This is a genomic window from Bordetella sp. N (assembly GCF_001433395.1).
Lineage (GTDB): Bacteria > Pseudomonadota > Gammaproteobacteria > Burkholderiales > Burkholderiaceae_B > Bordetella_C.
In genome coordinates this window covers 1,416,509-1,430,139 of the sequence record NZ_CP013111.1, presented here as the reverse complement: position 1 = coordinate 1,430,139, position 13,631 = coordinate 1,416,509, and the positions used below count along the sequence as shown (strand labels likewise).

Genomic DNA, 13,631 nt, shown 5'->3' with positions numbered 1-13,631 from the left:
ATGGCGAATCGATCTTACTTGTATAGCCTCGACAACCGGCCAGCTTCGTATGCTGACCGTCCAGAGACGATCAGTGGCTTGTCTGAATGGCCATATGACGTGCCTTTCATATACCGGTTGTTGATGTCGGCCGATCCACAGCGTTGCGCGTCGCTGATTTCGGACGGCCTGGACGGATCGCCTGTGCCCTTGCATGCCATCAGCGCGCCATTCGATGCCGGGTTCGAGCGGGTGAGCCGCTTCGCCGCCATCGTGAAGGCGTTGATTGTCTTGCCTGCACCGGGTGCCGCTACCGCGCCGCTACAGGAAAACGACCAGCCGACAATCGCGCGCCGGCTGAGACAGTGGCTGGGGCTGGCTCCCGCGCCTGCCCCAGCCGCCGAGGCCCCTGTAGTCGACGTGACGACGAAGTCGACAGGCATCGAACACCTGCGGGAACAGCTCGATGAAACCATCGCATTCCTGGACGCGAATCGTGATAGCTACCTGTTGCTCGAAACAATAGAGCTCGACGTTATGTCGGAAAGCGATCCGGACGCACTACGAGTACTGGTCGACGCCGAAATCGACCGCTGCCGGCATGTGGGCGCCGCTTTCGATGCATTGCCGATGGACATTACCGAGGCTGCGAAGGTGCTGCGGCAAGCTGCCGCCGGATCCGCGTCCGCCCCCCTCGATGCATTCAACGGCTTGCGCTTCGACGATGCGTTCGACAACACGCGCACTGACGAAACGGAACATCCGCTGGGTCTCTATTGGACCGACGTGCTGTACTTCGCGCCGTCCGACCGGGAGGAGTTCGAGGAACGGAACTGACTGCGCCTAAAATCGCACCAGCCCGGCTGCAAATGCCAAGCCTCATTCAACCCCAAGGACGACGCCAGACCATGACCGACCGTATTTTTGCCCTGCTGGGCGCGCTGAACATGTTCATTGCCGTGGGTACGGGCGCCTTTGGCGCACACGGCTTGAAGGAAAGGCTCAGCGCCGAGATGTTGGCGGTCTGGCAGACGGCGGTCACCTACCAGATGGCGCACGCCCTGGGCCTGCTGGCCATCGCCGCGCTGGCGCCCCGCTTCAACTCGCCACTGTTCGCCACCGCCGGCTGGCTGATGTTCGCCGGCATCGTGCTGTTCAGCGGCAGTCTTTATGTACTGGCACTGACGAATGTGCGCTGGCTGGGCGCCATCACGCCCATCGGCGGACTAGGCTTCCTGGCAGGCTGGCTGCTGGTAGCCCTCGCCGTATGGCGCGGGCCCACGGTCTAACGGTACAACGGCCTAACGGCCTAACTGCCTGACCGTCCAATCAAGCGGGCATTAAGAAGCCCGCCCCCCCGCCACCGCCGCCCGCCCCGCGCCGGTCACCACATAAAGCCGCACACTCAACACCACCGACACAGCCAGGAAGGCGCCGATAAGCGCGACCACGCCGCCCCACCCCGCCCATTCCCAGCATTTACCACCGACCGATCCCAGCACGCTGGAACCCAGGTAATACGCCAGCAGATAAAGCGACGCAGCCTGCGCCTTATAGCCGCGCGCCAGCTGACCCACCCAGCCACTCGCCACGGAATGCGACGCGAAGAAGCCGAAAGTCATCACCACCACACCCGCCACCATCACGACCAGATTGACCGCAAGCGTCAGCAGCAGCCCCACTAGCATGGTCCCCACGCCCATACAGAGCATGGTGCCGCGGCCATAACGGTCCGCCAGCCGGCCAAACAAGGCCGACGCGAAAATGCCCACGAGGTACACGGTGAAGATCGCGCTGATCAGCGTCTGGCTCAGCAAATACGGCGGCGCCATCAGACGGAAGCCGGCATAGTTGTAGACGGTGACGAAGCCGCCCATCAGCAGAAACGCCAGCGCGAACAGCGACAACAGATTCGGATCGGCAAGATGCGTGGCAAAACCCTGCCGTGCCGCTGCCCAGCCACCACCCTTCTGCGGCTTGAAGTGCCGGGAGGCCGGTAGCGCCAGCACGAACAACACGGCCGCCAACACCCCCACCACGCCGACCACCACCAGCGCCACGCGCCAGTCGCTATGGTCGGCCACCAGCCCGGTAATCACCCGTCCCATCATGCCGCCAAAAGCGCTGCCGCCGATGTACAGGCCCATCGCGAACCCAAGGTCAGTGGACGAGACCTCTTCCGCCAGATACGCCATGGCCACGGCAGGCACGCCGCCCAGCACCAGACCCTGCAAGGCCCGCACGGCCAACAAGGCATGCCAGTCCGGCGTCGCGGCAACGGCCAGGGTCAAGACGCCGGACGCGAACAGCGACGCCGCCATCACCGACTTGCGCGGCAAACGGCTGGACCAGAAACCCACCAGGAAGATGGCCAGGGCCAGCAGGCCCGTGGTCAGCGACAGGGACAAGCTGCTCTGCGCCGGCGACACCTGGAAATGCTCAGCGAACAGCGGCAGCAGCGGCTGCACACAGTACATCAAGGAAAAGGTGGAAAAGCCGGCGGCGAAAAGCGCCCAGTTGGCGCGCCGGAAAGCCGCGGTGCCACGCTGAAGATAAGGCGCTGGCTCGGAAGACTCGGCGGCCGAAGATGCCGTCGCGGACCGGGGGGAATCCGCGTTGTGGGACGTGCTGCTCATGTTTGATGGATCAAAGAATTTAACGATACAGGCGTGAAAGTAATCTTCCGCCGTCCATCTGTCCAATATATGAAAGTGGTTCCGTCCATACATATGAAATATGATTTGGAAAAATCATCCAACCGCCGTCCCACCATGGAACTCCGCCACCTTCGCTATTTCGTCGCCGTCGCGGAAGAAATGCACTTCACGCGCGCCGCCGCGCGCCTGGGCATCGGGCAACCGCCCCTCAGCCAGCAGATCCAGCAACTGGAAAAGGAATTGGACGCCGTCCTGTTCCTGCGTTTGCCGCGCGGCATCCAGCTGACGGAAGCGGGCCAGCAATTCCTGGAGGACGCCCGCGGCATCCTGGCCGCTACCGCCCGCGCCGCCGAGCGCGCCCGCCAACTGGGCCAGGGCGATAGCGGCAACGTCAGCATCGGCTTCACGGCCTCCTCGGTGTTTCATCCGGCGCTGGCCCGCGCCCTGCGCGCCTATCGCGACCGCTATCCGCAGGTTCATGTGGAGCTGCGCGAAGGCAATACGGGATCCTTGCTGGAATGGCTGCGCGCCGGCGAAGTGGACGTCGCCTTTCTGCGCCAGCCCTTCAGCCTGGGCGAGGACTTTCTTACCGATCGAGTGGTCGACGAACCCATGCTGGTGGCCATGCCGACCAGCCATCCCCTGTCCCGCAGCCGCAGCCTGACCCTGGCCGCGCTGCACGACGAGGATTTCGTGCTGTATCCCCGGCCCATCGGTTCCGGCTTGTACGACACCATCCTGGCCGCCTGCCAGCAGGCGGGATTCGTGCCGCGTATCGCCCAGGAAGCACCGCAGATGGCGTCGGTGATCAGCCTGGTCGCCGCGGGTTTCGGCATTTCCCTGGTCCCCGCCAGCATGCGCCACGTGAACACCGAAGGCGTCCGCTTCCTGCCTCTGCGTGGGCCGGCGCCGCGCGCCCTGCTGGATCTTGCCTACCGCCGGCACTCACCGTCGCAGGCGGCGAGCAATGCGGTGACGGTGATGCGCCAGGCAGCCTCTGCGAAAACGCCGCCTATGACGAACAAGGCGACCAAGGCGAGCAAAGCGAACAAGGACTAGACCTCCTCGTCCTCGAAGACTGCCCCAGGCTCCTCCTGCAGCACCTTCTTCAACGCCGCCAGGAACCGCTTCGCCATCAAAGGCAAAGGCTGCAACTCCGAATAGGTAGCCCAAATCCCAATATGCGCCGAAGGAACGATGGGACGCACGGCCAGCCCCGTCCGCGTCTGCGGTCCCACGCACCAGCTTTCCACCAGCGCCGGTCCCAACCCTTGTTGCACGAAAGCCAACGCGGTCACGGGCGAATGCACCTCCAGCGGCGCGGGCGGCCGATTCGGCGTATATCCCAGAAAAGCGTTCAAGACGCGTCCCAAAGGTGCGTCCGGCGGATACCCTATCCACGTCCCGGCGGTGAAATCCGCCGGAGCGACGGCCTTACAGGCGGCCAGGGGATGGTCGCGAGGCATGATGCACACCACCTCGCTGCGCCCCAGCTCCACCGACACCAGATTCGGATGGACCGGTGGCCGCATGGACACCGCGATATCGGCCTGCCCGCTAAGAAAGTGGCCCGCCAGCTCGTCATAGGTCGAACTGCGATAGTCCACCCTCACCTGACCACGGCCCTGCCGCAACACGGCCAGCGCCTGCGGCACCATGCGCTGGCCGAAGCTGGCGCTGGAGATCACCCGCAGCGCGCCGGCGCCGGCCGTCGCCAGATTGGCCGCCAACTCATTGACGCGCTGGATTCCGCCATACACCTGCTCAACCTCCGCGAACAGGCGGCGCGCCTCGGCCGTGGGTGTCAGGCGGCTGCGGCCGCGCTCGAACAGGGGAAAACGCAAGCGGCTCTCGGTCAAGGCCAGCACCCGGCTGATGGCGGGCTGGGACACGTGCAGCATGCGCCCCGCCCCGCTGATCGACCCCGCCAGCATGATGGCGCGAAACACCTCGATCTGGCGCAGGTTCAAGGGCGGCCGCGTACCGGCGCCGGTGTCGGCCAGCTCGGCATCCAGGTCCTCTTCCCTCGGCTCACCGGCAGCGTCATGCATGGGCCGCTTCCCCCTCTTTATGTCCGTTTCACGATAACGGCGGATTATAGGTTTTCCATATTTTTTGATAGGTGCCCTGACCGGGCCCGGTGCTAGTCTGCGAGCCTGTCTCCAACAAACGTCACGCGCGGCACCGCCGCGACGTGACGGCACCTTCACCCGCAGAAACCCAGGGGAAACCTTCATGCCGCAACCGTTCTTCCGTCTGTCGACCGCCGCCCGCCTGCTGGGCGCCTCCCTGATGCTGGCGTGTGCCACCGGCGCCGCGCAAGCCGCCGGGGCCGCCACCTGGCCCGACCACCCCGTGATCTTCGTGGTGCCGTCCGCCGCCGGTGGCTCGCCCGACGTGCTGTCGCGCCTGGTGACGACGCAACTGGCCAAGCAGGTGAACGGATCGGTCATCATCGAAAACCGCCCCGGCGCCGCCGGCAACATCGGCATCAACCTGATCAAGCGCGCGGCGCCGGACGGCTACACCATCGGCTACGGCAACATCAACACCCTGGCGGTGAACCGCTCGCTGTTCAAGTCGCTGCCCTATGACGTGGACAAGGACCTGACGCCGATCGCGCACATGTTCGACCTGTACAACGTGCTGATCGTCCCGGCCAACTCGCCGGCCCACACCGTGCAGGAGCTGATCGACCTGGCCCACAAGCAACCGGGCCGCCTGTCCTACGGCGCGCCGGGTGTGGGCACCACCGGCCACATGGGCGGCGAACTGTTCAAAAGCATGGCCAAACTCGACGTCATGTTCATTCCGTACAACGGCGGCCCCGCCGCCATCCAGGATCTGCTGGGCGGCCGCATCGACTATCTGTTCGCCAATTCGTCGGAAGCCGGCCCGCTGGTCAAGAGCGGCAAGGTGCGCGCCCTGGGCGTCAGCAGCCTGAAGCGCCTGGCCCTGTTCCCGGAAGTGCCGACCCTGGACGAGTCCGGCCTGAAGGGCTACGAAACCGTGGCCTGGGGCGGCGTGGTGGCGCCGGCCAATACGCCCGCCGACGTCGTCGCCAAGATCAATGCCGAGGTCGATACCGCCCTGAAATCCAAGGAGGTGCTGGAAGGCCTGGCCACCTTGGGCGCCGTCCCCGCCGGCGGCAGCGCCGCGGAGTTCAAGCAGCTGATCGATAGCGAAACCAGGAAGTGGCACGACATCATCGAGTCGGCCCACATCGAGAAGCTGGACTAAGCTAAGCCTTCAGGCCAACGCGCCGCCCGGCCCGCCGGGCCACCGACACTTACGGGAATTCCTGAACGCCATGCAGCAAGCCGATCTGATTCTCACCAACGCGACCATCGTCGACGGCAGCGGCGCTGACCGCTATGTCGCCGACATCGCCATTGCCGGCGAGCGTATCGCCGCCATCGGCAGCTTCCCCGATGCCACGGCGCCGCGCCTGGACGTGTCGGGCCTGGTCGTGGCCCCGGGTTTCATCGACTCCCACACCCACGACGACGGCTACCTGCTGGCGCACCCGGACATGACACCCAAGGTGTCGCAAGGCATCACCACCGTCGTCACGGGCAATTGCGGCGTCAGCCTGGCGCCCCTGGATCCGTCCATCGCCGACCGCATCCCGCAGCCCCTGGACCTGCTGGGCCCGCCCGAGCTGTTCCGTTTCAGCCGATTCGCCGACTGGATCGCCGAACTGCGCGCGACCCCCGCCGCCGTCAACGTCATTCCCCTGGTCGGCCACACCACGCTGCGCGTGGCAACCATGGACGATACCCAGCGTCCCGCCACCGAGCCGGAAATCGCCGCCATGCAGGTCATGATGGAAGAAGCCCTGCAGGCCGGCGCCTTCGGCATGTCCACCGGCACGTTCTATCCGCCGGCGGCGCATGCGCCCACCGCGGAAATCATGGCGGTCGGGGCGCCGATGCGCACGCACGGCGGCCTGTATGCCACCCACCTGCGCGACGAGACCGACCAGATCGTGCCCGCCATGCAGGAAGCCCTGGACATCGGCCGCGAGCTGGACTGCCTGGTGGTGTTGTCGCATCACAAGCTGGCCGGCCAGGCCAATCACGGCCGCTCCGCGGAAACGCTGGCGCTGATAGACCGCGCGGCGACGCTGCAGCCGGTCTGCCTGGATTGCCACCCCTACCCGGCCACGTCCACCATGCTGCGCCTGGACCGCGTCCGTATCGCCCGCCGCACCATGATCACGTGGTCCAAGGGCTATCCGGAAGCCAAGGGCCGCGATTTCGCCGACCTGATGGCCGAACTGGGCCTGGATGAGCAGGCGCTGCTGGAAAAGCTGACCCCCGCCGGCGCCATCTATTTCCTGATGGACGAGAAAGACGTTCGCCGCATCATGGCCCACCCATCCGCGATGGTCGGTTCGGACGGCCTGCCTTTCGACCCCCATCCGCACCCCCGCCAATGGGGCACCTTCACCAACGTCTTGCGCACCCTGGTGCGCGAGCAGTCGGTCCTGACCCTGGAAGAAGCGGTCCACAAGATGACCGGCCTGGCCGCCCGCAACTACGGCGTGGCCGAGCGGGGGCTGCTGCAGCCGGGCTATTATGCGGATCTGGTCCTGTTCGATCCCGAACAGGTCGGCGACCGCGCCACCTTCGACGTGCCGGTGCAGGCCAGCCAAGGCATACAGGGCGTGTGGGTCAATGGCCAGCGCGTCTGGGCCGATGGCGCGGCGGGCACCGCCCGGCCGGGCCAGGTGCTGGTGCCCACGCGGCGCGCTTCGGCCACGGCCGCGGCAAGCGCGGCCTGAGCAAGCCGGCGGAGGCTGCGCCAGCCCTCCGCCCGCCGCCGACCCAAGGACTCTGTATAGATAGATCGGAGTATTTTTTGACAAACCCTTCATCCGGCCTCTACCTGGGCATCCTCGGCGGCATGGGCCCCATGGCCGGCGCCGCTTTTGCCGAACGGCTGGTGGCCCTGACCCCGGCCGCGCGCGACCAGGACCATATTCCCGTCCTGCTGCTGAATGATCCGCGCGTGCCCGACCGCACGGCCGCCAAGCTGGCCGGCGGTGAGGATCCGCTGCCCGCCATGACGCGCGGCATCAAGCTGTTGACCAACGCCGGCGCCCGCCTGATCGCCATCCCCTGCAACACCGCCCACCTCTGGTACGACGAACTCGTCGCCGCCTCGTCGGTGCCGGTGTTGCACATTATCGAATCGGTGGTGGAAGACCTGCGCCGCCGCGGCATCCAGGGCGGTCCCATCGGTTTGATGGGCACCGAAGGCACGCTGCGCATGGGCTTGTACCAGCGCCATCTGGAGCGCCATGGCTATGAGTGCGTGGTGCCCACAGAAGAGGAGATGACGACGTACTGCACGCCGTCCATCGTGGCCGTCAAGGCCAACCGCCTGGCCGAGTCCTTCGAGCCGGCGGCCGCCTGCATCCGCGCCCTTGCCGCGCGCGGCGCGGTGGCCGTGGCCCTGGGCTGCACGGAATTGCCGCTGGCCATTCCGCATGACCGCCGTGGTGAATTCAGCGTGCCGCTGACCGACTCCATCGATGCGCTGGCGCTGGCCGTGATTCAGCGCTATCAGGAAGACAGCGGCACGACGCGCCAGGCCGCCTAGGCACGCGGAACCCTCCTGGGACATGGGGCACTTAGCAGCATCTTTGCTTAGGCCCCTTGATCCGAGGAGAATTTCGCATGTGTCCGACCCTGGAACCCGCACTTCGCACGCCGGAATCCGCGAGCCTGGGTGCTTGCTGGCCTGGCACTGAAGGCCTGGATAACGCCGCGGTGCAGTCGCCGGAGCACGGCCGGCAGCCCATCAGAGCCGGCGTCCGATCACACAGGCGACGGGCGACCGTGCGCCCCGTCACTGCAAGTACATCGCGGTCATCGAGCCCGGTGTCTTTCCTGCCGGCGCCTGTTGCAAAGCGACTCAAGCGCGCTGTGGCAGTGGCGCTCCCGCCAAACGAAACGCACCTTAGCGTGCTGACCAGCCTGACCGCAGCGTTCCAGAAGAAGTCCCGCTACGAACATGTTCTGACCCTGTTCCAACATGCCTTGTACTTCCGCCCAGGCACGGTGGAATACGAGCCCCCGCCCCTGTTTGGCGCCGGCAGCGAACCCGTCGTACTGGCGGCCAACAAGGATCATGTCTTCATCGTCAAGCCTGTCGAAACAAGCCATGGCCCGGGCGCTTACACGGACATGCGTTGCATCGTCATCCGCTATCCGGCCAAGCCGATGGACCTGCTGCCGCAGGGGCTGCGCCGCCGCCAGAACGCTGCAAACGCCTCAAGCGCTGCAAATGCCGCAAATGCCGTAAACACCGCAAATACCTCGTCCGAGCTCCTCGCCGCCCTGCCCGCCTCGAATCCCGCCCTCTCGTCCGACCACGCCCAAAACACGCTGGACCTGTTCCAATTCGGCGACGATCCCGCCCGCCGCGTCGCGATGCTGCGGCGCCTGGCGGGATTCTCATTGACGTTTGATCCACCTTACACGACAACAGCCGCTGACCCGCGTGATGCCATCGACATGTCCTACGGCCAAGACTGCATGATGGACTTCAAGGAACGGAATTATCCGACCCACGAGCGTCTCGGCAACGTGGCCTTTCTGCGCCAGGACGGCAGCGGGTCGAGACTGCTCCAGGCAATCGAAAGTCGCGACTGCGACGTGATCGCGTTCCCGCTCGCGGATGGAAACTGGATGATGACCCCGCACGGCAGCAAGGGCATCGCGGGCGCCTTGTCCGACCGTACGCTCTCCTTGCGCCTGTGCGCCATGATGGTGACCGCCAGGGGAATGGGCCGCCGCAGCGCCGAGAACCATATGGACAACTGGACGGCGCGCGTGAATGGCCGGTCCAGGTGGGATGACGTCCCGGATAATGAAGGCGTCATCGATATGCTCAGGGCAGCAGGCTACCAGATCCGTCGCTTCGACATGTCCAGAAGGAGCAGCGGCGAGGCCTATCGGAAGTTGTTGAAGCACATCCGCGAGTACGGCCCGGCCATCATCATGCGCAGCGAACAGACCCTGGGCATCAACGCCGCCCGCATGTGCCATATCGTCGACGCCGGATCGGATCCGGCGGGCAACAGCATCGTCATTCGCGAGCCGCTCACCGGCGAACAGCTGGAAATCACCAACCACCTGGAGTTCTGGCGCGGCGACTACGGCAGCGCGACGATCACGCCGCTCAACTTTCCCGGCAGATGGGAGCGCTGGCTGCCTTTCCAGGAGACAGGCCCCAACCCGTTCAAAGGGGTGACCGCGATTTCCGTAGAACCCGCCGCGGCGCGCAAAGGCGGCCATCGCCGCCCTTGACGTTCACCCCCCCAAATAAGCCTTCCGCACATCCTCATTGACCAACAGATTGGCCCCGGTGTCGTGCAGCACCACCCTGCCGTTCTCAAGCACGTAGCCCCGGTCGGCCACCTGCAAAGCCTTGTTGGCGTTCTGTTCGACCAGGAATACCGTCACCCCCTGGTCGCGGATGGTCCGGATGATGTCGAAGATCTGCGCGATGATCAGCGGCGCCAGGCCCAGGGTCGGCTCGTCCAGCAGCAACAGGCTGGGCTGCGTCATCAGGGCGCGGCCGATGGCCAGCATCTGCTGCTCACCGCCCGACATCGTGCCCGCCCGCTGCTTGGCCCGCTCCTTCAGGCGCGGGAACAGCTCAAAGACATGCGACAGGCCCTGCTGCATCTGCACCTTGTTGGCGAAGAAGCCACCCATCATCAGGTTCTCCTCCACCGTCAGGTCCTTGAACACGCGCCGTCCCTCGGGCGACACGGCGATGCCGCTGCGCATGATCTGGTGCGTGTCGGCGCGCGTGATGTCACGCCCTTCGAAGGTGATGGTGCCGCTGCGCGCTTGCGGGGTGCCGCAGATCGTCATCAACAGCGTGGTCTTGCCCGCGCCGTTGCAACCGATCAACGTGACGATTTCCCCTTTGTTGACCTCGACGGACACCCCATGCAGCGCCTGGATGGCGCCGTAGTAGGTATGCACGTTGTCCAGCTTGAGCATGCTGTGGTGTTTGTCCGGATGCTGCATCATTCTTCTCCCAGATACGCTTTGATGACGCGCTCATCGCTGCGCACCTGCTGCGGGGTCCCCGTGATGATGGGTTTGCCATGCTCCATCACCAGAATGCGATCGGAGATGCCCATGATCAGGCTCATGTCGTGCTCGATCAGCAACACGGCCACGCCGAACTCACGGCGCAAACGGTCGATCAAGCGTTGCAGGTCCTGCTTCTCCTGGGGATTCAGCCCCGCCGCCGGCTCGTCCAGCATCAACAGCCGCGGCTTGGTGATCATGCAACGCGCGATCTCCAGCCGCCGCTGGTGGCCGTAGGCCAGATTGCCCGCCTCCCGGTTGGCGTACTCCCGCAGCCCCATGAAATCCAGCCATTCGGCCGCGCGCTTCAAGGCATCGGCTTCGGCCTGGCGGTAGCCCTTGAGCTTCAGCAGGCCCGGCAACAGTCGCGTCTCGACCTGCGTATGCTGGGCCACCAGCAGGTTTTCCAGCACGGTCAGATGCTTGAACAGACGCACGTTCTGAAAGGTACGCACCAGGCCATGCTGGGCCACCTTATGGCTGGGCAGGCCGACGATGGACGCGCCGTCCATCTCGATACTGCCCTCACTGGGGCGATAGAAACCGCCTACGCAATTGAACACCGTGGTCTTGCCGGCGCCATTCGGGCCGATGATGGCGAAGACCTCATCACGCATGACGTCGAACGCCACATGGTCGACGGCCAGCAGGCCGCCGAAGCGCATGCACAGGCCGGATACTCTAAGCAAAGCCTCGCTCATTTGTTGTCCAACTCCACGTGAGGACGTTGCATGGGCAGCAAACCTTGCGGCCGCCACATCATCATCAGCACCATGACCAGGCCGAACATCAGCATGCGGTACTCGGCGAATTCGCGCGCCAGCTCCGGCAGCACCGTCAGCAGGATGGCGGCGAGGATCACGCCCACCTGCGACCCCATGCCGCCCAGCACCACGATGGCCAGAATCAGCGCGGATTCGATGAAGGTAAAGGATTCCGGATTCACCAGCCCCTGCCGCGCGGCGAAGAAGGCCCCGCCGAAACCGGCGAACATCGCGCCCAGGGTGAAAGCCGACAGCTTGATCCGCGTGGGATTCAGGCCCAGCGAACGGCAGGCGATTTCATCCTCGCGGAGCGCTTCCCAGGCGCGCCCCACGGGCATGCGCTTGAGCCGCGTCGACACGAACAGCGTGATCAAGGCCAGCATCAGTGCCATCAGGTAGAGCCAGACGATCACATGCTGGTTTTGAAAGGTCAGACCCAGCATTTCATGGAAGGTCTGCCGGCCCTCGACGCTGGACGAGCGGGCCATCTCGATGCCGAATACCGACGGTTTGGGAATGCCGGAGATGCCATCCGGGCCGCCCGTCAGCCAGTTCAGGTTGATCAGCAGCAGGCGGATGATCTCGCCGAAACCCAGCGTGACGATGGCCAGGTAATCGCCGCGCAGGCGCAGCACCGGAAAGCCCAGCACGAAACCGAACAACGCCGACATGGCGCCCGCGAAGGGCAAGGCTTCCCAGAAGCCCCAGCCGCCCCAGTGGTACAGCAAGGCGTAGGTATACGCCCCGACCGCGTAGAACCCGACGAAACCCAGGTCGAGCAGGCCGGCGAAGCCCACCACGATGTTCAGGCCCAGGCCCAGCATGACGTAGATCAGCACCAGCGTGGCGATGTCCACCGAGCTGCGATCGCCGAAGAACGGCCACACTACCGCGATCACGACCAGCGCGATCGCCGCCCACTTGTGGCCGCTGGCAGGCGCCGCCGGCAACGTCGGCATGGCAGACTTCATGCGCTTGAACGGCAGGCCCAGCCAGGGCCGCAGCAGCTGGCCCACGAAGACCACGGCCATGGCAATGAGGACGTTGGTCCACTGCGGGTTCATCAGGGTGCGCGCGCCCTGGCGCACCAGCTGCAGGCCGAACACCGGCGTGACGATGACCGCGGTCATGATGGCCGCGATAAAGGCATTACGTATGTTTTGCGCCATCAGACTTTTTCCACTTCGGGTTTGCCCAACAGGCCGGTGGGGCGGAACAAGAGGATCAACACCAGCAGCAGGAAGGCGACGATGTCCTTGTATTGGGACGACAGATAGGCCGCGGCGAAGGTTTCCACCAGGCCCAGCAGCACGCCGCCCAGCATGGCGCCGGGGATGCTGCCGATGCCGCCCAGCACCGCGGCCGTGAAGGCCTTGATGCCGACGATGAAGCCGATGAAGGGATTGAGCTTGCCGATGGTCACGGCCACCAGCACTCCGCCCACGGCGGCCAGCATGGCGCCCAGCACGAAGGTGAAGGAAATCACCCGATTGGTGTCGATGCCCAGCAGATTGGCCATGTGCATGTCCTGCGAGCAGGCGCGGGACGCGCGGCCCAGGCGCGAATGGCGGATGTACAGCGACAGCGCGATCATCAGCACGACGGTGACGACGATGATCATCACGCGCGAATACGGAATGGTGACGCCGAAATCGCTGCCCATATGGAATTGCAGCGCGCCCGAAATGATGTTCGGCACGGCCATGTCACGCGCGCCCTGCCCCAGCGCCATCCAGTTCTGCAGGAAGATCGACATGCCGATGGCGGAGATCAACGCCACCAGGCGCGGGCTGCCGCGCAGGGGCCGGTAGGCGACACGCTCGACGGCGAACCCATAGGCGCCCGTCACGGCCATGGCGACGACGAGCATAGCGGCGACGACCAGGTAGACCGGCATGCCGCTTTGCGTGCCGATGGCCGTCAGCGTCACCAGCCCGACGTAGGCGCCGATCATGTAGATCTCGCCATGCGCGAAATTGATCATGCCGATGATGCCGTACACCATGGTGTAGCCGATGGCGATCAGGGCATAGATGGCGCCGAGCGACAGTCCGTTGAAGAACTGTTGGGTCAACTGCGGAAGAAGGTCAGACATTATTACGTATGCTCCAAAT

At 65.1% G+C, this 13,631-nt stretch carries 13 protein-coding genes; 7 read left to right on the top strand and 6 right to left on the bottom strand.

Annotated features, from left to right (window positions below; all coding sequences use genetic code 11):
• The gene (locus tag ASB57_RS06195; RefSeq protein ID WP_156414071.1) at positions 1-816 is read left to right on the top strand and encodes a hypothetical protein; all 816 of its coding nucleotides are present in this window, start codon (positions 1-3) and stop codon (positions 814-816) included.
• A 71-nt stretch (positions 817-887) separates the two neighbouring features.
• On the top strand, positions 888-1,268 hold the full coding sequence (locus ASB57_RS06190; protein WP_057651447.1) for a DUF423 domain-containing protein: 381 nt from the start codon (positions 888-890) through the stop codon (positions 1,266-1,268).
• Between the two features lie 51 nt (positions 1,269-1,319).
• Here ASB57_RS06190 and ASB57_RS06185 read toward each other — a convergent pair whose 3' ends face one another.
• Positions 1,320-2,615, bottom strand: coding sequence for an MFS transporter (locus ASB57_RS06185; RefSeq protein ID WP_057651446.1), 1,296 nt, complete (start codon positions 2,613-2,615; stop codon positions 1,320-1,322).
• Positions 2,616-2,750: 135 nt separating this feature from the next.
• Between ASB57_RS06185 and ASB57_RS06180 the strand changes: the two genes are divergently transcribed.
• A complete protein-coding gene (locus ASB57_RS06180; RefSeq protein ID WP_057655955.1) occupies positions 2,751-3,695 on the top strand; it encodes a LysR family transcriptional regulator in 945 nt (314 codons plus the stop codon).
• Here ASB57_RS06180 and ASB57_RS06175 read toward each other — a convergent pair.
• Entirely contained in the window at positions 3,692-4,687 is a 996-nt protein-coding gene (locus ASB57_RS06175) for a LysR family transcriptional regulator (RefSeq protein ID WP_082621402.1), read from the bottom strand. The genes ASB57_RS06180 and ASB57_RS06175 overlap by 4 nt on opposite strands.
• Positions 4,688-4,871: 184 nt before the next feature.
• Here ASB57_RS06175 and ASB57_RS06170 point away from each other — a divergent pair, with 184 nt between their 5' ends.
• The 4 genes from ASB57_RS06170 (at position 4,872) to ASB57_RS06155 (ending at position 9,955) form a co-directional block, all read left to right on the top strand.
• Positions 4,872-5,876, top strand: a complete 1,005-nt coding sequence (locus ASB57_RS06170) for a tripartite tricarboxylate transporter substrate binding protein (protein ID WP_082621401.1) — start codon at positions 4,872-4,874, stop codon at positions 5,874-5,876.
• A 70-nt stretch (positions 5,877-5,946) separates the two neighbouring features.
• Positions 5,947-7,422 carry an amidohydrolase family protein gene (locus ASB57_RS06165; RefSeq protein ID WP_057651445.1) on the top strand — a complete coding sequence of 492 codons (1,476 nt, stop codon included), beginning with the start codon at positions 5,947-5,949 and terminating at the stop codon, positions 7,420-7,422.
• Between the two features lie 77 nt (positions 7,423-7,499).
• Positions 7,500-8,243 carry an aspartate/glutamate racemase family protein gene (locus ASB57_RS06160; protein ID WP_057651444.1) on the top strand — a complete coding sequence of 248 codons (744 nt, stop codon included), beginning with the start codon at positions 7,500-7,502 and terminating at the stop codon, positions 8,241-8,243.
• 365 nt (positions 8,244-8,608) lie between these two features.
• Entirely contained in the window at positions 8,609-9,955 is a 1,347-nt protein-coding gene (locus ASB57_RS06155) for a hypothetical protein (RefSeq protein ID WP_057651443.1), read from the top strand.
• Positions 9,956-9,958: 3 nt separating this feature from the next.
• Here the strand turns inward: ASB57_RS06155 and ASB57_RS06150 are convergent, their stop codons facing one another.
• The 4 genes from ASB57_RS06150 to livH are packed head-to-tail and all read right to left on the bottom strand — an operon-like array spanning position 9,959 to position 13,612.
• The gene (locus ASB57_RS06150; protein ID WP_057655952.1) at positions 9,959-10,660 is read right to left on the bottom strand and encodes an ABC transporter ATP-binding protein; all 702 of its coding nucleotides are present in this window, start codon (positions 10,658-10,660) and stop codon (positions 9,959-9,961) included.
• A gap of 26 nt (positions 10,661-10,686) precedes the next feature.
• The gene (gene livG / locus ASB57_RS06145; protein ID WP_057651442.1) at positions 10,687-11,454 is read right to left on the bottom strand and encodes a high-affinity branched-chain amino acid ABC transporter ATP-binding protein LivG; all 768 of its coding nucleotides are present in this window, start codon (positions 11,452-11,454) and stop codon (positions 10,687-10,689) included.
• Positions 11,451-12,686, bottom strand: coding sequence for a high-affinity branched-chain amino acid ABC transporter permease LivM (locus ASB57_RS06140; protein WP_057651441.1), 1,236 nt, complete (start codon positions 12,684-12,686; stop codon positions 11,451-11,453). Before ASB57_RS06140 ends, livG begins: the two co-directional genes overlap by 4 nt.
• Positions 12,686-13,612, bottom strand: a complete 927-nt coding sequence (gene livH / locus ASB57_RS06135; RefSeq protein ID WP_057651440.1) for a high-affinity branched-chain amino acid ABC transporter permease LivH — start codon at positions 13,610-13,612, stop codon at positions 12,686-12,688. Before livH ends, ASB57_RS06140 begins: the two co-directional genes overlap by 1 nt.
• Positions 13,613-13,631 lie beyond the last annotated feature (19 nt).

Coding starts and splice junctions, on each gene's coding strand:
- ASB57_RS06165 (WP_057651445.1), top strand. CDS start 5,947: ATGCAGCAAGCCGATCTGATTCTCACCAACGCGACCATCGTCGACGGC.
- ASB57_RS06185 (WP_057651446.1), bottom strand. CDS start 2,615: ATGAGCAGCACGTCCCACAACGCGGATTCCCCCCGGTCCGCGACGGCA.
- ASB57_RS06190 (WP_057651447.1), top strand. CDS start 888: ATGACCGACCGTATTTTTGCCCTGCTGGGCGCGCTGAACATGTTCATT.
- livH (WP_057651440.1), bottom strand. CDS start 13,612: ATGTCTGACCTTCTTCCGCAGTTGACCCAACAGTTCTTCAACGGACTG.
- ASB57_RS06175 (WP_082621402.1), bottom strand. CDS start 4,687: ATGCATGACGCTGCCGGTGAGCCGAGGGAAGAGGACCTGGATGCCGAG.
- ASB57_RS06150 (WP_057655952.1), bottom strand. CDS start 10,660: ATGCTCAAGCTGGACAACGTGCATACCTACTACGGCGCCATCCAGGCG.
- ASB57_RS06170 (WP_082621401.1), top strand. CDS start 4,872: ATGCCGCAACCGTTCTTCCGTCTGTCGACCGCCGCCCGCCTGCTGGGC.
- livG (WP_057651442.1), bottom strand. CDS start 11,454: ATGAGCGAGGCTTTGCTTAGAGTATCCGGCCTGTGCATGCGCTTCGGC.
- ASB57_RS06140 (WP_057651441.1), bottom strand. CDS start 12,686: ATGGCGCAAAACATACGTAATGCCTTTATCGCGGCCATCATGACCGCG.
- ASB57_RS06195 (WP_156414071.1), top strand. CDS start 1: ATGGCGAATCGATCTTACTTGTATAGCCTCGACAACCGGCCAGCTTCG.
- ASB57_RS06180 (WP_057655955.1), top strand. CDS start 2,751: ATGGAACTCCGCCACCTTCGCTATTTCGTCGCCGTCGCGGAAGAAATG.